Raw genomic sequence first — 21384 nt, 5'->3', positions numbered from 1 at the left:
GCACGCGGGCCCGGCTACGCGGCGCGACGAGCGCACGCGGGCCCGGCTATGCGGCGCGACGAGCGCACGCGGGCCCTGCTACGCGGCGCGACGAGCGCACGCGGGCCCGGCTTCGCGGCGCGATGAGCGCACGCGGGCCCGGCTTCGCGGCGCGATGAGCGCAAGCGGGCCCGGCTTCGCGGCGCGATGAGCGCACGCGGGCCCGGCTTCGCGGCGCGATGAGCGCACGCGGGCCCGGCTTCGCGGCGCGACGAGCGCACGCGGGCCCGGCTTCGCGGCGCGATGAGCGCACGCGGGCCCTGGCTATGCGGCGCGATGAGCGCACGCGGGCCCTGGCTATGCGGCGCGATGAGCGCACGCGGGCCCTGCTCCGCGGCGCGATGAGCGCACGCGGGCTCTGCGGGTTTCCGTAGTTTAGCGGCAGCGGACTGACCGTTCTGTAGAAGCGTAAGCGTTCGCCTTTGAAGGCGTATTCCAACCAAATATTATCCAAATAAAAGGAATACGGCTTCAACAGCGATCGGAAGAATGGTCAGCCGCGAAGCGATCTTCTACGGTATGCCCGCAGAGAGAGGCGCTCCCAGTCAGCCGCGGAGCGGTATTCTACGGTATTCCCGCGGAGCGATCTTCTACGGCATGCCCACGGAGCGACGCTCCCCCAGTCAGCCGCGAAGCCGCCTTCACCTACAACAGCAGCCCGCATCGCTAAAAGCGAGCGGGCCACCAAAGTGGTCAGCGGTTCATCTTGTTCGTCGTCGGCTTGCCATGCCGCTCGCGGAGAACGTCCATGACGGAGTCCAACGGAAGCCCGCGTTCACGAAGCAGAACCATCAAATGGAAGATCAAGTCGCCCGCCTCGGAGCCAAGCTCGGCGTTGTCGCCGTTTTTGGCCGCGATGACCACCTCGATGCTCTCCTCGCCGAACTTCTTGAGGATCTTGTCCAGCCCCTTCTCGAACAGGTAGGACGTGTAAGCTCCTTCGGGCCGCTCCGCATACCGCTCCGAGATTGTCCGCTCCAGTTCGCCCAGCATGTCGAAGCGGCTCGCCTCAGCCGATACGGAATCTCCCGAAGAGCCCGCCACCGGAAGCGGATTGTGGAAGCAGCTGTATTTGCCCGTATGGCAGGCCGGCCCCTTCTGATCCACGAGGACCAAAAGAGTATCCCCGTCGCAGTCATAGCTCAGCGAGCGGATCCGCTGCGTATGGCCGCTCGTCGCGCCCTTATGCCACAGCTCGCTGCGGGAGCGGCTCCAGAACCAGGTTTCGCCGCTTTCCAGCGAAAGGCGCAGCGATTCCTCGTTCATGTAGGCGAGCATCAGCACTTCCTTGGAAACCGCGTCCTGCACGATGGCGGGCACAAGCCCGGACGCATCATATTTGATCGCATCGAGATCGGCGGCACCCGCCGTCCCGCGCGCCATTTCCTTGCCGCTCATCGGACCTCGACTCCTTCCCGGCGCAGCTCATCCTTGACTGCCGCGACCGTCAGCTCCTTATAATGGAAGATCGTCGCCGCCAGCCCCGCATCGGCGCGTCCTTCGCGGAACACCTCGCCGAAATGCTCCGTCCGCCCGGCGCCGCCGGAGGCGATGACCGGAATGCCTGCCGCATCCGAGACCGCCCGGGTCAGCGCGATGTCGAAACCGTCCTTCGTGCCGTCTGCATCCATGCTGGTCAAGAGAAGCTCCCCCGCGCCGAGAGACTCGGCCTGCCGCACCCACTCCAGCGCACGGATGCCGGCAGCCTTGCGGCCGCCGTGAGTGTAGACTTCCCACTCTCCCCACTCCGGATTGAACTTGGCGTCGACCGCAACGACGATGCACTGGGAGCCGAAGCGCCGCGCTCCGTCCGAGATCAGCTGCGGATTGAGCACCGCCGCCGTGTTGATGCCGATCTTGTCCGCTCCCGCGCGGAGAATCCGCTTCATGTCGTCGACCTGGGAGATCCCCCCGCCCACTGTGAACGGAATCGTAATTTCCCCCGCCGTGCGCCGGACGACCTCGATCATCGTCGCTCTGCCTTCGACAGAGGCGGATATGTCGAGAAAGACGAGCTCGTCGGCGCCTTCACGGTCATAAAGCGCCGCAAGCTCGACCGGATCGCCCGCGTCGCGGAGATTGACGAAGTTGACGCCCTTGACGACGCGTCCGTCCTTCACGTCCAGGCAGGGGATGATGCGTTTGGCTAACATAGGCGCTACCTCTTTTCTGAAAATCGAACTCTGCGGCTAGTTCAGCTCGCGTACGGCATCGGATAGCGCGATCGCTCCGGTATACAGGGCTTTTCCGACGATGGCTCCGCTGATGCCCTCTTCCTTGTAGGCCGCCAGCGCGCGCAGATCCTCGATCCGGCTGACTCCGCCCGAAGCGATGACATCGGCTCCGGAATACGCCGCCAGCGAACGGATGGCCTCGACGTTTGGACCTTCCATCATTCCATCGCGGGAAATATCCGTGAAGATGAAGGTCGCTGCGCCTTTCGCCGCCAGCTCCCGTGCCAGCTCCTCCGCCCGGACCTCGGACGTCTCCAGCCATCCTCGCGTCGCGACCAGTCCGTCGCGCGCATCGATGCCGATCGCTACCCGGTCTCCGTGCTGGCCAAGCACTCTCTCCACAAATGCGCGGTCTTCAATCGCCGCCGTGCCGAGAATGATCCGCCGGACTCCAAGCCCGAGCAGCCGCTCCACATCGGCCTCCGAGCGAAGGCCTCCGCCAAGCTGCACCGGAACGTCGACCGCGGCCGCGATCTGCCCGATCAGCTCCGCATTCACAGGATATCCCGCCTTGGCTCCGTCGAGATCGACGAGATGGATCCATGATGCGCCCTGCGCCTGCCATTCCAGAGCCGCGTTCACGGGGCTGTCGTTGTAGACCGTCTCCTGGCTGTAGTCGCCTTGCACGAGACGGACGGCGCGGCCGCCGCGGATATCGATGGCCGGGTAGATGGTGAACTTGGACATAACGTTGATTCCTCCACAAATGAGATGGGCAAGCCGCAGGCTTGCTGAAAAGGATGATGATTCCGGCCAGGCAGCTTATCTCCAAGAGTCAGACTGAGGAAAATCGAGCAGCCCGCTCAGTACAGCAGCCCGGCAGCCTCATCTCCGACTTGCGGATTATCCGCGAGCCAAGCCGAGGAAATTGCGCAGAAGGCTCATGCCGAGCTCGCCGCTTTTTTCCGGATGGAACTGCATGCCGTACACGTTGCCGCGTCCTACGATGGCCGTAACAGGCTGATGATAGTTGGCCGTCGCGATCAGATCGCTTTCTTCGCCGACATGGACATGATAGGAATGAACGAAGTAGACATGCCCCTCCTCCAGACCCGCCGTCAGCGGACTGGGCTGCAGGAAGTCCAGGCGGTTCCAGCCCATATGAGGAATCTTGTAGTCCCCCTCGAAGCGCACGACCCGGCCCGGCAGCAAGCCAAGCCCTTCATGGCTGCCATGCTCCTCGCCTTCGGCGAACAGCAGCTGCATGCCGAGGCAGATGCCGAGCAGCGGCTTGCCCGAAGCCGCGTATGCCCGCGTTGCATCGTCCATGCCGGTCTCGCGCAGATACGCCATCGCATCCCCGAAAGCTCCGACGCCGGGAAGGATGGCGGCATCCGCGCCGAGTATCTCGTCCCTGTCCGCGGTCACGACGGCTTCGAATCCGAGCCGCTCCACCGCTTTGCTGACGCTGTGCAGATTGCCGAGACCGTAATCGATGATCGCGATCATCTACAGCACGCCCTTCGTCGAAGGCACTCCCTGCACGCGCGGGTCGATGGAGGTCGCCTCGTCCAAGGCGCGTCCAAGCGCTTTGAACACCGCTTCGATCATATGATGCGTGTTTTTGCCGTAATGGACGATGACGTGGAGGGTGAAGCGGCCCTCGAGCGCCAGCTTCCACAGGAATTCATGCACGAGCTCCGTCGAGAAGCTGCCCACCTGCTGGGAAGGATACTCCGCCCGATACTCGAAATGCGGCCTGTTGCTGAGATCGATGACAACCTGGGCGAGAGCTTCGTCCATCGGGACGAACACGCTCGCATAACGCTTGATTCCCCGCTTGTCGCCAAGCGCCTCCTGCAGCGTCTGTCCGAGGCAGATGCCGATGTCCTCCACCGTGTGATGATCGTCGATATCGACGTCGCCGCGCGCTTCGACCTTCAGGTCGAACTGCCCGTGCTTCGTGAACAGATCCAGCATATGGTTCAGAAAAGGAACATCCGTCTCGATCTCCGAGCGGCCGCTTCCGTCCACGCCGAACGCGAGCTTGATGTCGGTTTCGTTCGTCTTGCGCGCCACCTCGGCGCGGCGGTCTTGTTGCGGCTTGTTGTCGTCTTGTGCCATCTCTTATTCCCTCTTTCCGTCCGTTGCTTGGTTCGCCGCTCCTGCGGCGGGTGCGGCCTCCCGCTCCAAACGCACTTCGATCGCGCGGGCATGGCCTTCCAGTCCTTCATGCCGAGCCAGCGTCATGATCGCTTGGCCGTCCCGCAGCAGCGCCTCGCGGCTGTACGAGATCAGGCTGGATTTTTTGATGAAGTCGTCCACATTGACCGGAGAGCTGAACCTCGCCGTGCCGTTGGTCGGGATGATATGGTTCGGTCCTGCGTAGTAATCGCCGACAGGCTCCGAGCTGTACGGCCCGAGGAAGATCGCTCCGGCATTCTCGATGGAGCCGAGCAGCGCCATCGGGTCGGCGGTCAGCACCTCCAGATGCTCCGGCGCGAGCCGGTTGACGATGTCCACGCCGGCTGCGATGGAATCGACCAGCAGGATGGCTCCATGCCGGTCGATCGACTCCCTCGCGATCGCAGCGCGCGGCAGCAGCGCCAGCTGGCGCTCCACCTCCGCTGCTGTCGCTTCAGCAAGCTCTCTCGACGGCGTAATGAGAATGCTCGACGCCATCTCGTCATGCTCCGCCTGCGACAGCAGGTCGGCTGCAACATAGGCCGGCTCGGCCGTATCGTCGGCCAGCACCGCGATCTCGCTCGGCCCGGCTATGCTGTCGATATCGACGGCGCCATAGACGGCGCGTTTGGCGAGGGCGACGTAGATGTTGCCGGGACCGCAGATTTTGTCCACCGGCGGGATGCTCTCCGTTCCGTAGGCAAGCGCGGCGATCGCCTGCGCTCCGCCGACGCGGTACATCTCCTTGACGCCGGCTTCGGCCGCCGCCACGAGGATGTACGGGTCGACGCCCGCTTTGCCACCCGTCGCCGGAGGCGTGACCATGACGATCTCAGGAACGCCGGCGACCTGCGCCGGAATGACGTTCATCAACACGGAGGACGGATAAGCGGCTTTGCCGCCCGGCACATAAACGCCTACCCGCTTCAAGGGACGCAGCACTTGGCCCAGCACGGTGCCGTCCGGCTGCACGTCCATCCAGGACTGGCGCCGCTGGCGCTCATGGTAGCGGCGGATATTCGCAGCCGCGCCGCGAATGGCGTCCAGGAAATCCGGCTCCACCCGGCTGTAGGCGGCTTGGATCTCCTCTTCCGTCACCCGCAGGTCCGACGCCGAGAGAGACACGCCGTCGTATTTTTCCGTCAGCTCCAGCAGCGCTTCATCGCCGCGTGTCCGCAGAGCTTCCACCGTGCTCCGCACCGACTCATTCTGTTCCGGGGTTCCATATTCCACTTCCCGGGTCAACTTGAACTGCTCCGCCCGCATTATGCGCATGCAGCTTCCCCCTTCCTATCATTATCGCTTCTTCGAGGTGTTTTTCGCCTCAAGCCCTTTCGGAAGCGGATCTCCTCCTAGCTGTGCGACTCCAGACGCTCCAAAAGCAAGTCCAGCGTCAGATCCGCCATGGACTCCAGCTGCAAGTCGGCTCCGCTGAACGTCAAATGCCGCGTGACGGAGTTTGGGATCACTACCGTCCGCATGCCGGCAGCGCGGGCAGCCGTGAAGCCGTTGAGCGAGTCCTCGAACGATACGGCCTCATGTCCGTGGACGCCAAGCTCTCTCAGCGAGGCGAGGTAGAGCTCGGGATCCGGCTTGATCCGCTTCACTTTATCCTTCGTCTGGAAAGAGTCGAAGCGATCCAGCAGTCCATGCTTCGTCAGCAAAGGCTCGATCCAGCCCCAGGAAGAGCTGGATGCCAGACCGACGGCAAGCCCCAGCTCGCGGGCGCGCGCCAGATTCTCCCGGACTCCCGGCAGGATGGAAGACTCCTGGACGATAGACGAATAAATCTCCTTGAACCGGGTTTCGATGAGATCTCTCTCCATCGGCTTGCCCAGGATTTCTTCCAGATAAGCATAAGGGTCGAAAGCCGCGAAGGAGGTTCCGACGCACCTGGCGTACATTTCCAGCGGAAGCTCCGCTCCATGCTCGCGGTATACCCGATCGAACGCCTCGTAGGAAGGCGTCTCCGTATCCAGAATCAGTCCGTCAAAATCGAAGACCACTGCCTTGATTGCCGTCATCGCCATTCCTCCGTCTGAATCGGTCCCGTGAAGGCTTCTTGGACCGATGATTCTCATCTGATCTCTAAGCCTTCGCGCCCAATGCCGCCTGAAGACGATCGCAAAGACTCTGGATCGCATCGTTCTTCATGCGGTAGCTGACGCGGTTGGCGATCAGCCTGCTCGTGATGCTGAAGATTTCTTCCATCTCCACAAGCCCGTTGTCGCGCAGCGTCTGTCCGGTTTCCACCATATCGACGATCCGGTCGGCAAGGCCGATCAGAGGAGCCAGCTCGATGGAGCCGTTCAGCTTGATGACCTCGACCTGCTGGCCGCGCTCCCGGAAATACTGGGAAGCTACCGCAGGATATTTTGTCGCGACGCGAGGATTGATGACCGGCTTCCAGTCCGGCAGCCCGATGACCGACATGCGGCAGCGGGCGATGCCCAGATCAAGCAGCTCGTAGACGTCCTTGTTTTCCTCCATCAGCACGTCCTTGCCGACGACGCCGATATCAGCGACGCCATATTCCACATACGTAGGCACGTCGACGGGCTTGGCCATGATGAATTCCATGCGCGCTTCCGGCACTTCGACGATCAGCTTCCTCGATTCGTCGACCTCTTCGTTGATAAGGAGGCCCGCTTCCCGGAACAGCCGGGAGGCTTGCTTGTAGATGCGTCCTTTCGGCATCGCGACCTTGAGAATATCGCCTTCTGCCCTGCCGTCCGTTCTCATCGCTCGTCCCCCTCCTCTTGGTTCCCGTCAAAGAAGGGCAGGAACGTCCCATACACCATGCCGCCATATTTCACGGACTCGCCGTCGGCAAGACGCCGTGCGGTCCGCTCCGGCTCTTCGCTGCCCTGGAATTCGCCATGGCGGATTCCCGGAGCCTCCATGCCGGCCGTCACGACCGCCGCTCCTTGCCCTCTCAGCCGGATCGCTTCGGCAAGAGCGCGCTCACGCCCCTGGCCGTCGTATCCGATCAGAATCCGTCGCGGAGCTTCCTGCTCCTCACCGACCAGCTCCAGCACCCGGGTCGTCTTGACCGCGAAGCCGGTTGCCGGCGCCGGGCGCCCGAACTGCTGGAGAAGGTTGTCGTACCGCCCGCCTCCGACGACGGGAAATCCGAGATCCGCCGCATAACCCTCGAAGGTCATGCCCGTATAATACGAAAAATCTCCGATCATCGTCAGGTCGATCAGCACATGCTCGCTCACGCCGTACGCCTCCAGCACATCCCATATCTCGCACAGATGGCGAATCGACTCTCGGGCCGTGTCATTCGGCGTCAGGCTCATCGCCTGCGTGCAGATTTCCTGGCCGCCGCGAAGGCGGAGCAGCCCCTTCAGCTCCTGCTGGACCTGCTCGGTCAGCCCCAATCTTCCAAGCTGGTCCCGGTACCCGACATGATCCCGGTTGAGCAGATAATCCTTGAGCTTGCCCTGGCATTCCGCCCGCCCCGGCAGCAGCTCTTCCAGCAATCCGTTCAGAAAGCCCACGTGGCCGACCGCAATGCGGAATTTCTCTACCCCCGCAGCTTGCAGGGATGCGATCGCAAGGGCGATGACCTCGGCATCCGCTTCCGCAGACGCATCGCCGACCAGCTCGACGCCCGTCTGGAAAAACTCCGCATCCCGTCCCGCTTCGTTCTCGAACGCGCGGAATACGCTGGAATGGTAGGAGAGACGCAGCGGAAACGGCTGCTCCCGCAGCAGAGAGGATACGACACGCGCGATCGGCGCGGTCATATCGGAACGAAGCACGAGCGTCGTTCCGCGGTTGTTCAGCAGCTTGAACAGCCGCTGATCGGACGTCGAGCTGGCGACGCCTACGGTGTCGTAATATTCAAGCGTAGGGGTCATGATCTGATCGTAGCCCCATCGTTCCATGCAGCTCAGCACGCTGCTTTCGATCTGCCTGAGCTTGGATACGGCATGGGGGAGATAGTCTTTGACGCCTACCGGTTTTTCAAATACTTTTGGTTTGGACATCGGTCTTGTCTCCTAATATAGACAGACGCTTGAAGCAAGGAGCTTCAAACATTCGCTTTAGTAAGTTAATGTGCTACCAAGTTACCATACTGCCAAAGTAAAGGTATTTGTAATCCTATCATGATTCGGTCTCTCCCGTCAACCGGACACGAGCCGCCTGAACCGTCTTGCTTGCGGGTTCGGGCGGCTCGTGCCATACCGTATTAGAGTGAGAGAGATCGGTCCTTATGAGGGACCGCAGAGATCGCCATGGGCCGACCTCAAGGATTGCTTCCCCGAGCTTGACGACAGCTCGTTGATTGGTTATTGAGACTTCGACGCACGCTGAGACAGCTTCTTGCGGCGCAGAATCATGACCTCCCAGGCCGATCGCAGCCATAGGGCGCCGACAAACATGACGAGCAGAGGAAGCGCGAGCAGCAAGTAGGCCCGATCCGGAGGCTGATAGCGATTGTGGCCGATCAGACGGGGAGCCTCCTTCATGAGCTCGATCTGCAGCTCGGGATCGTTCGCCGCTCCACCGGCATTAAGCCGGAATCCGTTCCATCTGCCTGGACCGTTCATGCCCGGCTTCACCGTCAACGTCACGTTGATGCCGAGCTCCTTGCATGTGCGAAGCAGCGGCCGCGAGAAAGCCCCGTATGGAAAGGCGAGCACATCGTTGCGCACGCCGAGTTCCTTCTGCAGCTTCCGATTGGCATGGTCAAGGTCCTCGCGAATGCGGCTTTCGTATTCTTTCTCGGTCTCCCGTCTGCCAAGGCCGCTCCGGTAAATCCTTCCGGCCAGAAGAGGCACCAGCTTGTTTCCCTTCTCATTCTCCGGCGCATAAGCATGGGAATCGTACGTATGGCTGTAAAAATCCATTCCATGCTTGCGCATGGTTCTCATCTGTTCCCAGGTCAGCTTCGGCACGCCGGTATGCTTGGAGTTTCCAATCGTGCCGGCAATGACGAAGTTGGTCGCGGTCAGCCGTTGCTTGAGCAATACGGGATAGGCATATCGGTAAAAGGATTCGTAGCCGTCATCGAATGTAAGCAGAACCGCGTTATCGGGCACCGGCTTGCGCTTCAGGATAAAAGCCTTGTATTCATCCATGCTGATGACATGGAAGTTGTTGTCGCGCATAAGCTCGAGTTGCCGCTCCAGCTTGTCCAAGGCCAGCGCCTTCGTGTCCGAAGGGGTCGGCTGAACGTCATGGTACATCAGGACAATGACTTTATTGCGGTAATAGATGCCCTCGGGCGTCCGTTCTCCGGGCTTCAGATCCTTATATTCCCCTCCGGCTGCTTCCTCGCTCATCGCAGGGGCTTCCGACAGCAGCCGCTTGACGGCCGGGAAGTGCTCCCGGTAGCGAACGGCAGCCGCGCCGGCAGCCGTCAGGCACAGAACGAAGGCCAGGACAGCCGACAGCAGCCAAAACCGCTTGACGGTACTCAATCGCGTTCTCTCCTTGCAGGGTGGACTGGCATCCTCAATAGAGGCCAATCCTGTAAACGAGTCCTGTCCGCAAAAAGTTGCCTTGGCTTCCTGGCTTCAATCCTGAATATGTCCTGAATATGTCCTGAATATGTCCTGAATATGTCCCAATCCATGTCCTGTCTATGTCCTGCTTCAGTCCTGTTCGCGAATGATCCGGAACGGATTCCCTCCTACGAATGCGCCGGCAGGCACATCCCGATGGACCAGAGAACCGGCGGCCACGACAGCGCCGTCGCCGATCGTCACTCCGGGGAGGATCGTCGTATTCGCTCCGATCATGACGTTGGAGCCGATCACGACATCTCCCAGCCGGTATTCATGGATCAAATATTCGTGGGTCAGGATGGTCGTATTGTAGCCGATGATGCAGTTGTCCCCCACTGTGATCCGCTCGGGAAAAAAGACGTCCACCATGACCATGAGCGCGAACGACGTCGTCTTGCCGACCCGCATGCCGAGAATCCGGCGGTAGATCCAGTTTTTGACCGGCAGGGAGGGGCAATAGCGGGAGATCTGGATGGCGGCGAAGTTGCGTACCGCCTTGAAGCGGCTTACCGTCCGGTATACCTGCCACAGCGCATTCGGCCCGTCGGTCGGATAACGCTCGACGTTCCTCACCGGGCCTCCTGCTCCAATCCGAGCAGGGCATACAGATCCCTCATGTCCTGAAGGACATGGGCAGCCCCGTATTGACGCAGCAGCGCCTCACCCTTGAGAGACCAGGCGACGCCGACCGGCACAGCTCCCGCCTCGAGAGCGGACTGGATGTCCACCGTGCTGTCGCCGACCATCATCGTCTCCTCCGGCTTCGCTCCCAGCATCTCCATGGCGCGCAGGACCGGCTCCGGGTGCGGCTTCGGGTTGTCTACGTCATCCAGCGTGACGATGGCATCCATATAGTCCAGCAGTCCCGTCAGGCGAAGCCCTTTTTCCGTGGACATGCGGATCTTCGTCGTGACGACGCCAAGCTTGTAGCCTGCCGCCTTGAGCCGCTCCAGCACCTCGGCCGTATGCGGGAACGGCACGACGAGATCGTCATGCAGCTTCATATTCATTTCCCGGTACAGGGAAATCAGATGCGAGGTTTCTTCCTGGCCGGAGAAACGCTTCATCTGGTCGACCAGAGTGAGGCCCATATAAGGGATCATCTGCTCCCGCCCGAAGTCTGCGGGGACAATTCCCTGCAGCGCGTGGAGGAAGGAGCGCATGATCAATTCATTCGTGTCGAGAATGGTGCCGTCCAAGTCAAAAAGTAGGTTTCGTATGGGTGTTTTCATCGTGATGATTCTCCTTTATTGCTTCGGAAACGGGCTGTGCTTCCTGTGGCTCTTCGCCAGCGGGAAGTCCGGTCTTGCGGTTGATGACCGGGTCGGAATACCGCTCCGCGGCAAGTCCTGTCGACCGGCGGACAATAATCATGACGATGCAGAACAGGATGGCGAGAACGGCGATCAGCTGAGAGCTGCGGACGTTGCCATAGGCCGGATCCAGATAGCCCGGTTCGAACAGGATCTTCATCGGGGACCACAGGCCGTTCATCAGGGATTCGAGCCAAGCGGGACCTGCAAAGGCAAGGCTGTCCGTACGCAGCCCTTCAATGAAGAAGCGGCCGATCGAGTACCAGATCAGGTAGGTGAAGAACATTTCTCCGGCGCGGACCCAAGGACGGCGGCGAAGGACAAAGATAAGCAGGATGCCGATGATGTTCCACACCGATTCGTACAAGAAAGTCGGATGATGGAACTGGCCGGTGCTTTCCACATACATCTGGTCCACGATCCAGTCCGGCAGATGCAGCTCGCCGCTCAGGAACCGGCGCGTTACGGGGCCGCCGTAGGCTTCCTGGTTGACGAAGTTGCCCCAGCGGCCGATGATCTGGCCGATCAGCAGAGACGGGGCGCATATATCGACGATGCGCCAGAAATTGAAGCCTTTGCGGCGCACATAGAAAATCGCGCAAATAATGGCGCCGATCAAGGCTCCGTAGATAGCGATGCCGCCGTTCCAGATCGCCAGGATCTCACCTGGATGCTGGCGGTAATAATCCCATTTGAACAGGACGAAGTAGGCGCGGGCCGCTATGATCGCGGATGGGACCCCGAGCAGGAGCAGGTCCATGAAGAAATCGGACGAGATGCCGAAGCGCTTGCCTTCCCGGATCGCCAGCACCAGTCCCATCAGAGCCCCCAGTCCGAGAATGATTCCATACCAGTGGACCGTTATCGGTCCAAGCTCGAAGGCTATGGGATTGATACGAAGAGAGTATTCCGTCATCGTTGCCGACCTCTTTCCATAGGAAGATTGCCCTTATTCATAGTCGTCCATGTCATCAGCGATCGTTTCGGTAAGCTTGTTCGTGAACTGCAGCGCGGCGTTGTATCCCATCCGCTTCAAGCGGTAGTTCATCGCGGCGACCTCGATGATGACGGCAAGGTTGCGTCCAGGGCGGACGGGAACCGTCACGAGCGGAACATCCGTCTCGATGATACGGGTCGTCTCCTCGTCCAGGCCGAGGCGGTCGTACTGCTTCTCCGGCTGCCAATTCTCGAGCTTGATGACCACGCTGATGCGCTTGTTGTTGCGGATGGCGCCCGCGCCGAACAGCGTCATCACATTGATGATGCCCAGACCCCGAATCTCCAGCAGATGCCGGATCAGCTCCGGAGCCGTTCCGTGCAGCTGGCCGTCCGATGTTTGCCTGATCTCGACGGCATCGTCCGCGACAAGCCGGTGGCCGCGCTTCACGAGCTCGAGCGCCGTCTCGCTTTTGCCGATGCCGCTGCCGCCGGTAATGAGGATGCCCATGCCGTACACATCCACGAGAACGCCATGGATAGTCGTTGTCGGCGCAAGCCGGCGCTCCAGGAAGTTGGTCAGGCGGCTGGAGAAGATCGTCGTTGAAATCTGGCTTCGCAGCACCGGAATATGCTTCTCCGCCGCTTGCTCGATCAGCTCGAGCGGCGGTTCCAATCCGCGGGTGAGCATGATGCATGGCGTCTCATCGTTGCACAGCTTTTCCAATCTCTCCTTGCGCTCCCGGCTGTCCAGCGTCTGGATGAACGCCAATTCCGTCTTGCCGAGCAATTGAACCCGCTCTTTCGGGTAATAATGGAAATAGCCGGCCATCTCCAGCGCGGGCCGGTACAGATCGTCGGTCGTTATGATTCGCTGCATGCCGTCTTCTCCTGCCAGAATCTCCAGTTGAAACGGCTGCACCAATTCGGATACCTTGACTTTTTTAGCCATGAGGGCCCTCCTGTATGTCTCCCTGTTCCAGGGCATATGTACGTTGCTTGCGGGCAATTCGTAGAGCCTTCTGCCTATTAGTTCCATCCTAAAGGAAAACGGGCACCAGCGCAACGTAGCGTGCATCCACAACATTTACGCGATCCATTGCGTCCATTACAATGGATCTAGCAGACTACCATCAAGCGAGGTGGAAAAATGCGCTCCAAACGAATTCATCGCGGCAGCCCGAGCCGTTTCGCCCGGCCCGCTCTTATTGCCGTTGCCCTTGCGGCTGCAGCTGTCGGCTCGGCATGGGCCGAATACGGCCCCTCCCATCATAGCTTCGTATCGACATCCGGACTGCAGCCTGTCGCGGCTGCTCCAGCCAAGACTCGGGCTGTGGACGAGTCGACCGTTTCCTGGCCGCCCGTAATTGGCCTGACGAATGCACAAAGCCAGGAAATCGCTAGAAGAATCGGATCCATGAGTACAGAAGAGAAGGTCGGACAACTGGTCATCGCAGGCGTGGAAGGAATCAAGCCGGACAAAGAAACCGAAACTTTGGTCCGAGACTACCGCGTCGGGGGATTCATCCTTTTCCGAGACAATATGAAGACTCTGCAAGGAACCGTTGATTTCCTCAATAGCCTCAAGGCTCTGAACAAGGCGGAAGGAAATCTCCCGCTTTTGCTCGGGGTCGATGAAGAGGGCGGCAAAGTGACTCGGATGCCGGCATCGGTCGAGAAAATACCGAGCAACGGCATCATCGGCCAGTCAGGCAATGCGGCATACGCACGCGATGTCAGCCAATTGCTGGCGAGGAGGGTCAAAGCATTCGGCTTCTCCGTTGACTTTGCTCCCGTACTCGACGTCAACAGCAATCCGGACAATCCGGTCATCGGCGACCGCTCTTACGGCAACAACCCTCAGCTTGTATCCAGGCTGGGAACTACCGCCATGCTGGGCTTCAAGAAGGAGGGCATCCTCGGTGTCCTCAAGCATTTCCCAGGGCATGGAGATACATCCGTCGACTCCCATAAGCAGCTTCCCGTCACCAGCAACGGCTTAAGCAGGCTGGAGGAGGTGGAGCTTCCGCCGTTCCAGGCCGCCATCGACCAGGGAGCGGACGCCGTGATGGTCGCTCATATTCTGCTGCCCAAGCTGGACTCCGAGTATCCGGCTTCGATGTCCAAGCCTGTCATTACCGGACTGCTGCGGGATAAGATGAAATTCAACGGACTTGTGTTCAGCGACGATCTGACCATGGGGGCCATCCTGGACAACTACGATGTCGGAGATGCGGCTGTCCGAACCATATCTGCCGGCGGAGATATCGTCATTGTCTCGCATGGCAATGACAATATCATCCATGTGCTGCAGAAGCTTCGGCAAGCTGCTGCCGACGGAACGATATCCGCCTCTCGGCTGAACGAAAGCGTCTACCGCATCATGGCTCGCAAGCTCCAGTACAAGATGACAGACGGCAAGGTAAGCTCTATTTCGGTCGATCAGCTCAATAAGGATGCCCTCAAAGTGCTGGATGCCTATCGAAAGTAAGTCCGTTTATTCTTTTTGAAAGCAGCTCATGGACATCGGGATAAAGGCCAATCGGCAAGAGTCGGCTGGCCTGGCCCTATATGCAAAAAGGCTGCCGATCATGTTCCCATGATCGGCAGCCTTTTTTATCTTATGATTAGTTCTCGAACAGGTTCAGCTCAGTCGCTTTGTCGAAGACATGAACTTTGTTCATATCCAGAGCGAGCTTGACGCTCGTGCCGTCACGCATGCCGGAACGTCCGTCAACGCGGGCGATAACCGTATCGTTGCCGATTCCGTTCAGGTACAGGTACATTTCGTGGCCAAGGTTCTCCGCCACTTCGATGTTGGCATTGACGATGCTGTTAGGCGATGCTTCCAGGAAGACCGGCTCTTCGTGCAGATCCTCAGGACGAACACCCAGAACGACTTCCTTGCCTACGAAGCCTTTGTCGCGCAGGACGTTGGCTTTGCCTTCAGGAAGAACAACATCAACACCCGAAGCCTTGAAGCGCATCGCGCCGCCTGCTTCGCTCAGCGTGCCGGTGATGAAGTTCATCGCTGGGGCGCCGATAAATCCGGCTACGAAGATGTTCAGCGGGTGGTTGTAAAGCTCATCCGGGGTTGCGTTTTGCTGAATGAGGCCGTCTTTCATGACAACGATGCGATCGCCCATGGTCATGGCTTCGATCTGGTCATGCGTTACGTAGATCGTCGTCGTTTCCAGACGTTTCGTCAGCTTGCTGATCTCAGCGCGCATTTGGCCGCGGAGCTTGGCGTCAAGGTTGGAAAGCGGTTCGTCCATCAGGAACACTTGCGGTTCGCGGACGATAGCGCGGCCCAGGGCGACACGCTGGCGTTGGCCGCCGGAGAGAGCTTTCGGCTTGCGCTCCAGAAGATGTTCGATGTCAAGAATTTTTGCCGCTTCGCGAACGCGCTTATCGATGTCCGCTTTTTTGAACTTGCGCAGCTTCAGGCCGAAAGCCATGTTCTGGTACACGTTCATGTGCGGGTACAGGGCGTAGGATTGGAATACCATCGCGATGTCGCGGTCTTTAGGGGCGACATCGTTCACAAGGCGATCGCCGATGAACAGCTTGCCTTCGGAGATTTCCTCCAGACCAGCGATCATGCGGAGCGTCGTGGATTTGCCGCAGCCGGAAGGACCGACCAGGACGAGGAATTCCTTATCCTTGATGTCCAGGTTGATGTCTTTTACCGATGCGTTGTCGGATCCAGGGTATTTCTTGTAAACATGTTCTAAACGTACGCCTGCCATGTTTGTTTCCCCCTATGTGAGTGAGTAGGTGATACCTCTACGGTTGAATGATCTTATGAATCTATATTAACCGAAGATGTAAGCGTATGACTATGCACAAACCCTACAAAAAAACTAAGGTCTTTTCGTGACTTTATCCAATAGCAGAATGATCTTGACCATGACGGCGTCCCGGAAGAGCCTGACGTCCAGTCCCGTTTCCTGCTTCAGCTTGTCCAATCGGTAAAGAAGGGTATTCCGGTGGATATACAGCTTCTTCGCCGTCTCGCTTACATTGCAGTCCAAGGCGAAGAACGTCTCCAGCGTCGTGAGGATCTCCGGCTCCATGTAGTAATCCGACCGGCTGAGTGTCTGCTCGATGAACTTGCTGCGCTCCCGTTCCGGGATGGAGCTGAGCAAGCTCTCGAGATGCAGCTGCCAAGGCAGATGGAGGTTCGAGCCGACATGGAACCGTCTTCCCAGCTCCACCGTCTCCTTCAGCAGAGCCGCGCTGTCGACAAGCGACTTCAGAGGCTGCATCGGCAGCGACAGCGCAAGATGGCATTCGCCCAGCCATTCGCTCGCCAGCATCTCATGAAGGCCGAGGCCGATGGATTTCAAGCTTTCTTCCTCCGATTCGTCCTCTTCGGTTCCTTCCAGCTGGGAATCCCTAAGCAGGGATACCGGACTCAGAATGAGCCATTCATTGCGCTGAAGCGGAATCAGCAGCACTTCCTCCGGGAAGAAAGACAGGAGCAGCTTCTCAAGCTCGCTGTAGGAATCGTCGGCCGCTCCGGGGTATTCCCGCACGAGCAGAATCGGAATCATCTCGGCGTACAGCCGGCCGCCCTCGGCTAGCGAAGCCGGCAGCGGATCATGTCTCGAGCTGTCCAGCTGGCCATTGATCCAGCGACCCAGTTCGGCTGCCGTCTTCTCCATCCCCGTCGCCGGCTTGACGTTCCAGGCACGATCCGGCCTGGCGTACTTAAGCGTCAAACGGAGAAGCCGCATTTCGGTTTCTGATAGAGGCTCCGTACGGTTGATTTCCAGGCACTCGACCTTCATCCCGTCTCCGGTCAGCCTCACCAATATTCGGTCCTTGTCTACAATCCAATTTCCATTCTGCTCCGCCTTGATGCCGCCGCCTGCCATGTCCCGCCACTGCGCCGCGGAGAGCTGGCGAATATCGAGATCCGTCCCTAGAATGCCGCGCAGTTCCTCCAGCCACTCTCCTGATGCCATCGTATGTCCCGCCTCCTGCGCACCAGCCCTTGCAGGCCGTATGCATCCATATATAAGCAAGTTTACCATGAAGGCATTCCTACCCGCCAACCTCGTCGCCGGTAGAGCATGATTTGCGATTGAAATAACCTGACTTTGCGATTAACTTCAACCAGCTTTGCGATTAACTTCAACCAGCCAGAAATGCCTGTTAAAATTTTATCTTCGATTAAAAAACAAAAAAACACAGACATCGTCTGTGCGTGGAATGTTAATTATTGGGGAAGAAGTGAGCCATGAAGGACTCGAACCTTCGACACCCTGATTAAAAGTCAGGTGCTCTACCAACTGAGCTAATGGCTCTTAAAAATGAAGTGGTGGAGGGCGATGGATTCGAACCACCGAACTCGTCAGAGAACAGATTTACAGTCTGCTGCGTTTGGCCACTTCGCTAGCCCTCCACAATTGCTCTAAGATGCGCCTTATAGCTCACTTAGAAAGTCAATGGTGGCTTGGGACGGAATCGAACCGCCGACACAAGGATTTTCAGTCCTTTGCTCTACCAACTGAGCTACCAAGCCGTGCTTAAATGAAAAAATGGCGGAGCTGACGGGATTCGAACCCGCGGTCTCCTGCGTGACAGGCAGGCATGTTAGGCCTCTACACCACAGCTCCAGGAAGATATGGTGGAAGCTGAGGGGATCGAACCCCCGACCCTCTGCTTGTAAGGCAGATGCTCTCCCAGCTGAGCTAAGCTTCCATATAGTGGTAGCGGCGAAGGGAATCGAACCCCCGACCTCACGGGTATGAACCGTACGCTCTAGCCAGCTGAGCTACACCGCCACATTTTTTCAGGTAAGGCATCGCCAAATGCCCAAACAATTGGTCTCGCTCCATTGTACTCGACACTGGAAACGTGAGGCAATTGCGCCCTGAAAACTGGATCGAACGAATATCATGGATGCTGAGTCCATTTGCTTTTCTTACCCATAGGATAAGCCCTCGACCGATTAGTATTCGTCAGCTGCACGCATTGCTGCGCTTCCACCCCGAACCTATCAACCTGGTCGTCTACCAGGGGTCTTACATACTGGGAAATCTCATCTTGAGGGGGGCTTCGCGCTTAGATGCTTTCAGCGCTTATCCCGTCCGTACGTAGCTACCCAGCGGTGCTCCTGGCGGAACAACTGGTACACCAGCGGTACGTCCATCCCGGTCCTCTCGTACTAAGGACAGCTCCTCTCAAATTTCCTGCGCCCACGACAGATAGGGACCGAACTGTCTCACGACGTTCTGAACCCAGCTCGCGTACCGCTTTAATGGGCGAACAGCCCAACCCTTGGGACCTACTTCAGCCCCAGGATGCGATGAGCCGACATCGAGGTGCCAAACCTCCCCGTCGATGTGGACTCTTGGGGGAGATAAGCCTGTTATCCCCAGGGTAGCTTTTATCCGTTGAGCGATGGCCCTTCCATTCGGTACCACCGGATCACTAAGCCCGACTTTCGTCCCTGCTCGACTTGTAGGTCTCGCAGTCAAGCTCCCTTATGCCTTTGCACGCTGCGAATGATTTCCAACCATTCTGAGGGAACCTTTGGGCGCCTCCGTTACATTTTAGGAGGCGACCGCCCCAGTCAAACTGCCCGCCTGACACGGTCCCTGTACCGGCTTCACGGTACCAGGTTAGAACTCCGATACGATCAGGGTGGTATCCCAACGGTGCCTCCACCGAAGCTGGCGCTCCGGCTTCTAAGGCTCCCACCTATCCTGTACAGATCGTACCAAAGTCCAATATCAAGCTGCAGTAAAGCTCCATGGGGTCTTTCCGTCTTGTCGCGGGTAACCTGCATCTTCACAGGTATTAAAATTTCACCGGATCTCTCGTTGAGACAGCGCCCAAGTCGTTACGCCATTCGTGCGGGTCAGAATTTACCTGACAAGGAATTTCGCTACCTTAGGACCGTTATAGTTACGGCCGCCGTTTACTGGGGCTTCGGTTCACAGCTTCGGGTTGCCCCTAACCGCTCCCCTTAACCTTCCAGCACCGGGCAGGCGTCAGCCCGTATACTTCGCCTTACGGCTTCGCACAGACCTGTGTTTTTGCTAAACAGTCGCTTGGGCCTTTTCACTGCGGCCCCCTCGGGCTATTCACCCTACCGAGGCACCCCTTCTCCCGAAGTTACGGGGTCATGTTGCCGAGTTCCTTAACGAGAGTTACTCCGCGCGCCTTAGCATGCTCTGCTCGCCTACCTGTGTCGGTTTGCGGTACGGGCACCTTCGCCTGGCTAGAAGCTTTTCTTGGCAGCTGGAGATCATGACCTTCGGTACTAAAGTTTCCCTCCCCATCACAGCCCAGCCTTACGGTTTGCGGATTTGCCAACAAACCAGCCTCACTGCTTGGACGGACACATCCATCGGTCCGCGTCACTACCCTTCTGCGTCACTCCATTGCTCATAACGGCTTGCGGTGGTACAGGAATATCAACCTGTTGTCCTTCGACTACGCCTTTCGGCCTCGCCTTAGGTCCCGACTTACCCTGAGCGGACGAACCTTCCTCAGGAACCCTTAGGCTTACGGCGGATCAGATTCTCACTGATCTTTTCGTTACTCATACCGGCATTCTCACTTGTGTACTGTCCACCAGTCCTTACGGTCTGACTTCAACCTATACACAACGCTCCCCTACCCAAGTACCAAATGGTACATGCCATAGCTTCGGTGGTGTGTTTAGCCCCGTTACATTTTCGGCGCAGAGTCACTCGACCAGTGAGCTATTACGCACTCTTTAAATGGTGGCTGCTTCTAAGCCAACATCCTGGTTGTCTGGGCAACTCCACATCCTTTCCCACTTAACACACACTTGGGGACCTTAGCTGATGATCTGGGCTGTTTCCCTCTTGACGATGGATCTTAGCACTCACCGTCTGACTCCCGGTTATACATGACTGGCATTCGGAGTTTGACTGGACTTGGTAACCCTTGGCGGGCCCCGCACCCAATCAGTGCTCTACCTCCAGCATGCTCAACACCGAGGCTAGCCCTAAAGCTATTTCGGGGAGAACCAGCTATTTCCGAGTTCGATTGGAATTTCTCCGCTACCCCCACCTCATCCCCGAATTTTTCAACATTCGTGGGTTCGGGCCTCCAGTGCGTGTTACCGCACCTTCACCCTGGACAGGGGTAGATCACACGGTTTCGGGTCTACACCCACGTACTATGGCGCCCTATTCAGACTCGCTTTCGCTGCGGCTCCGTCTTCCCGACTTAACCTTGCACGTGAACGTAACTCGCCGGTTCATTCTACAAAAGGCACGCCATCACCCATATAGAGGGCTCTGACTTCTTGTAAGCGCACGGTTTCAGGTTCTATTTCACTCCGCTCCCGCGGTGCTTTTCACCTTTCCCTCACGGTACTGCTTCACTATCGGTCGCCAGAGAGTATTTAGCCTTGGCAGATGGTCCTGCCGGATTCCCACGAGGTTTCACGTGTCTCGCGGTACTCGGGATCCGTCTCGGAGGGAATGGACTTTTGGGTACAGGGCTTTTACCTCTTGTAGCGGGCCTTTCCAGACCTCTTCGCCTAACCCATTCCTTTGTAACTCCATGTGAGACGTCCCACAACCCCAGGAGGCAAGCCTCCTGGTTTGGGCTAATCCGCGTTCGCTCGCCGCTACTGACGGAATCACTATTGTTTTCTCTTCCTCAGGGTACTTAGATGTTTCAGTTCCCCTGGTATGCCTCACGCAGAGCTATGTATTCACTCTGCAGTAACTGGACATTACTCCAGCTGGGTTTCCCCATTCGGAAATCCCCGGATCAACGCTTGCTTACAGCTCCCCGAGGCCTATCGTGGTTCGCCACGTCCTTCATCGGCTTCTGGCGCCTAGGCATCCTCCGTGCGCTCTTAGTAGCTTAACCTAAGGCTGTATAGCCTGGTTAAGAAACAGCTAAGGATGTTTCAGCATTTCATATTCGTTCGTATCCAGTTTTCAAGGAACAAGTGTTTTTACGGACGAACCTTCTTCCGAGTATTACCTCAGTAAAAGACACTTCCATATTTGTCATCATCATGTCCGAAGACATAACCACAACTATTTTTTGGCGCAAGAATGCACCGCTTGGCGACGTCCTACTCTCCCAGGACCCTGCGGTCCAAGTACCATCGGCGCTGGAAGGCTTAACGGTCGTGTTCGGGATGGGTACGCGTGGTTCCCTTCCGCCATCGCCACCAAACGATGAAGAAATCTTGCTTGAAAGAGGTTTGCT

17 protein-coding genes, 6 tRNA genes and 2 rRNA genes are annotated in these 21384 nt (G+C 58.3%); 1 reads left to right on the top strand and 24 read right to left on the bottom strand.

The annotated features are described in order from the left end of the window. Window positions 1-732: 732 nt before the first annotated feature. The 14 genes from hisIE to hprK form a co-directional block, all read right to left on the bottom strand. On the bottom strand, window positions 733-1422 hold the full coding sequence (hisIE, locus tag AC06G8_RS01365) for a bifunctional phosphoribosyl-AMP cyclohydrolase/phosphoribosyl-ATP diphosphatase HisIE (protein WP_480285363.1): 690 nt from the start codon (window positions 1420-1422) through the stop codon (window positions 733-735). An 11-nt stretch (window positions 1423-1433) separates the two neighbouring features. After that, window positions 1434-2192 (bottom strand): imidazole glycerol phosphate synthase subunit HisF, encoded by a 759-nt coding sequence (gene hisF / locus AC06G8_RS01360; RefSeq protein WP_447663443.1) that lies wholly within the window; start codon window positions 2190-2192, stop codon window positions 1434-1436. A 36-nt stretch (window positions 2193-2228) separates the two neighbouring features. Then, entirely contained in the window at window positions 2229-2960 is a 732-nt protein-coding gene (gene hisA, locus AC06G8_RS01355) for a 1-(5-phosphoribosyl)-5-[(5-phosphoribosylamino)methylideneamino]imidazole-4-carboxamide isomerase (protein WP_480284175.1), read from the bottom strand. 156 nt (window positions 2961-3116) lie between these two features. Further along, window positions 3117-3722, bottom strand: a complete 606-nt coding sequence (gene hisH, locus AC06G8_RS01350) for an imidazole glycerol phosphate synthase subunit HisH (protein ID WP_480284174.1) — start codon at window positions 3720-3722, stop codon at window positions 3117-3119. Beyond that, window positions 3723-4337, bottom strand: a complete 615-nt coding sequence (gene hisB, locus AC06G8_RS01345) for an imidazoleglycerol-phosphate dehydratase HisB (RefSeq protein ID WP_447663440.1) — start codon at window positions 4335-4337, stop codon at window positions 3723-3725. It lies immediately after the preceding gene. A 3-nt stretch (window positions 4338-4340) separates the two neighbouring features. Then, window positions 4341-5672: a histidinol dehydrogenase gene (gene hisD, locus AC06G8_RS01340; protein WP_447663439.1), complete on the bottom strand. Its 1332-nt coding sequence runs from the start codon at window positions 5670-5672 to the stop codon at window positions 4341-4343. Between the two features lie 77 nt (window positions 5673-5749). Continuing rightward, window positions 5750-6421, bottom strand: a complete 672-nt coding sequence (locus AC06G8_RS01335; RefSeq protein ID WP_480284173.1) for an HAD family hydrolase — start codon at window positions 6419-6421, stop codon at window positions 5750-5752. A gap of 64 nt (window positions 6422-6485) precedes the next feature. Continuing rightward, entirely contained in the window at window positions 6486-7139 is a 654-nt protein-coding gene (hisG, locus tag AC06G8_RS01330) for an ATP phosphoribosyltransferase (RefSeq protein ID WP_447663437.1), read from the bottom strand. Next, the gene (locus tag AC06G8_RS01325; protein ID WP_480284172.1) at window positions 7136-8395 is read right to left on the bottom strand and encodes an ATP phosphoribosyltransferase regulatory subunit; all 1260 of its coding nucleotides are present in this window, start codon (window positions 8393-8395) and stop codon (window positions 7136-7138) included. Before AC06G8_RS01325 ends, hisG begins: the two co-directional genes overlap by 4 nt. 303 nt (window positions 8396-8698) lie before the next feature. Continuing rightward, entirely contained in the window at window positions 8699-9832 is a 1134-nt protein-coding gene (locus AC06G8_RS01320; protein WP_480284171.1) for a polysaccharide deacetylase family protein, read from the bottom strand. A 174-nt stretch (window positions 9833-10006) separates the two neighbouring features. Continuing rightward, the gene (locus tag AC06G8_RS01315) at window positions 10007-10492 is read right to left on the bottom strand and encodes an acyltransferase (protein ID WP_447663434.1); all 486 of its coding nucleotides are present in this window, start codon (window positions 10490-10492) and stop codon (window positions 10007-10009) included. Continuing rightward, window positions 10489-11151 carry a pyrophosphatase PpaX gene (ppaX, locus tag AC06G8_RS01310; RefSeq protein ID WP_480284170.1) on the bottom strand — a complete coding sequence of 221 codons (663 nt, stop codon included), beginning with the start codon at window positions 11149-11151 and terminating at the stop codon, window positions 10489-10491. Before ppaX ends, AC06G8_RS01315 begins: the two co-directional genes overlap by 4 nt. Continuing rightward, the gene (gene lgt, locus AC06G8_RS01305; protein WP_480284169.1) at window positions 11120-12148 is read right to left on the bottom strand and encodes a prolipoprotein diacylglyceryl transferase; all 1029 of its coding nucleotides are present in this window, start codon (window positions 12146-12148) and stop codon (window positions 11120-11122) included. The genes ppaX and lgt overlap by 32 nt, the downstream gene beginning before the upstream one ends. A gap of 33 nt (window positions 12149-12181) precedes the next feature. Beyond that, window positions 12182-13120, bottom strand: a complete 939-nt coding sequence (gene hprK / locus AC06G8_RS01300; RefSeq protein ID WP_048748380.1) for an HPr(Ser) kinase/phosphatase — start codon at window positions 13118-13120, stop codon at window positions 12182-12184. A 198-nt stretch (window positions 13121-13318) separates the two neighbouring features. Here hprK and nagZ point away from each other — a divergent pair, with 198 nt between their 5' ends. Beyond that, entirely contained in the window at window positions 13319-14659 is a 1341-nt protein-coding gene (nagZ, locus tag AC06G8_RS01295; RefSeq protein ID WP_480284168.1) for a beta-N-acetylhexosaminidase, read from the top strand. 136 nt (window positions 14660-14795) lie between these two features. Here nagZ and AC06G8_RS01290 read toward each other — a convergent pair whose 3' ends face one another. The 10 genes from AC06G8_RS01290 to rrf all read right to left on the bottom strand — a co-directional run bounded on the left by AC06G8_RS01290 (window position 14796) and on the right by rrf (window position 21351). Continuing rightward, window positions 14796-15917 (bottom strand): ABC transporter ATP-binding protein, encoded by a 1122-nt coding sequence (locus AC06G8_RS01290; RefSeq protein WP_480284167.1) that lies wholly within the window; start codon window positions 15915-15917, stop codon window positions 14796-14798. A 114-nt stretch (window positions 15918-16031) separates the two neighbouring features. Further along, window positions 16032-17138 carry a PucR family transcriptional regulator gene (locus AC06G8_RS01285; RefSeq protein ID WP_480284166.1) on the bottom strand — a complete coding sequence of 369 codons (1107 nt, stop codon included), beginning with the start codon at window positions 17136-17138 and terminating at the stop codon, window positions 16032-16034. Between the two features lie 269 nt (window positions 17139-17407). Then, window positions 17408-17480 (bottom strand) — tRNA-Lys (locus AC06G8_RS01280). 12 nt (window positions 17481-17492) lie between these two features. After that, window positions 17493-17578 (bottom strand) — tRNA-Tyr (locus tag AC06G8_RS01275). 44 nt (window positions 17579-17622) lie between these two features. Next, window positions 17623-17698, bottom strand: a tRNA-Phe gene (locus tag AC06G8_RS01270). A 17-nt stretch (window positions 17699-17715) separates the two neighbouring features. Beyond that, window positions 17716-17792 (bottom strand) — tRNA-Asp (locus AC06G8_RS01265). 9 nt (window positions 17793-17801) lie between these two features. Beyond that, a tRNA-Val gene (locus AC06G8_RS01260) sits at window positions 17802-17877 on the bottom strand. 6 nt (window positions 17878-17883) lie between these two features. Continuing rightward, window positions 17884-17960: transfer RNA gene (locus AC06G8_RS01255), tRNA-Met, on the bottom strand. Window positions 17961-18107: 147 nt separating this feature from the next. Continuing rightward, a 23S ribosomal RNA gene (locus AC06G8_RS01250) occupies window positions 18108-21036 on the bottom strand. Window positions 21037-21234: 198 nt separating this feature from the next. Beyond that, a 5S ribosomal RNA gene (rrf, locus tag AC06G8_RS01245) occupies window positions 21235-21351 on the bottom strand. Window positions 21352-21384 lie beyond the last annotated feature (33 nt).

It is taken from the genome of Paenibacillus sp. SJS-P3 (assembly GCF_056711585.1).
This window is presented reverse-complemented; position numbering and strand designations above follow the sequence as displayed.

Excerpts from the sequence above, each read along its gene's own strand:
- hisIE (WP_480285363.1), bottom strand. The coding sequence starts at position 1,422 with ATGGCGCGCGGGACGGCGGGTGCCGCCGATCTCGATGCGATCAAATAT.
- hisF (WP_447663443.1), bottom strand. The coding sequence starts at position 2,192 with ATGTTAGCCAAACGCATCATCCCCTGCCTGGACGTGAAGGACGGACGC.
- hisA (WP_480284175.1), bottom strand. The coding sequence starts at position 2,960 with ATGTCCAAGTTCACCATCTACCCGGCCATCGATATCCGCGGCGGCCGC.
- hisH (WP_480284174.1), bottom strand. The coding sequence starts at position 3,722 with ATGATCGCGATCATCGATTACGGTCTCGGCAATCTGCACAGCGTCAGC.
- hisB (WP_447663440.1), bottom strand. The coding sequence starts at position 4,337 with ATGGCACAAGACGACAACAAGCCGCAACAAGACCGCCGCGCCGAGGTG.
- hisD (WP_447663439.1), bottom strand. The coding sequence starts at position 5,672 with ATGCGCATAATGCGGGCGGAGCAGTTCAAGTTGACCCGGGAAGTGGAA.
- AC06G8_RS01335 (WP_480284173.1), bottom strand. The coding sequence starts at position 6,421 with ATGACGGCAATCAAGGCAGTGGTCTTCGATTTTGACGGACTGATTCTG.
- hisG (WP_447663437.1), bottom strand. The coding sequence starts at position 7,139 with ATGAGAACGGACGGCAGGGCAGAAGGCGATATTCTCAAGGTCGCGATG.
- AC06G8_RS01325 (WP_480284172.1), bottom strand. The coding sequence starts at position 8,395 with ATGTCCAAACCAAAAGTATTTGAAAAACCGGTAGGCGTCAAAGACTAT.
- ppaX (WP_480284170.1), bottom strand. The coding sequence starts at position 11,151 with ATGAAAACACCCATACGAAACCTACTTTTTGACTTGGACGGCACCATT.
- lgt (WP_480284169.1), bottom strand. The coding sequence starts at position 12,148 with ATGACGGAATACTCTCTTCGTATCAATCCCATAGCCTTCGAGCTTGGA.
- hprK (WP_048748380.1), bottom strand. The coding sequence starts at position 13,120 with ATGGCTAAAAAAGTCAAGGTATCCGAATTGGTGCAGCCGTTTCAACTG.
- nagZ (WP_480284168.1), top strand. The coding sequence starts at position 13,319 with ATGCGCTCCAAACGAATTCATCGCGGCAGCCCGAGCCGTTTCGCCCGG.
- AC06G8_RS01290 (WP_480284167.1), bottom strand. The coding sequence starts at position 15,917 with ATGGCAGGCGTACGTTTAGAACATGTTTACAAGAAATACCCTGGATCC.
- AC06G8_RS01285 (WP_480284166.1), bottom strand. The coding sequence starts at position 17,138 with ATGGCATCAGGAGAGTGGCTGGAGGAACTGCGCGGCATTCTAGGGACG.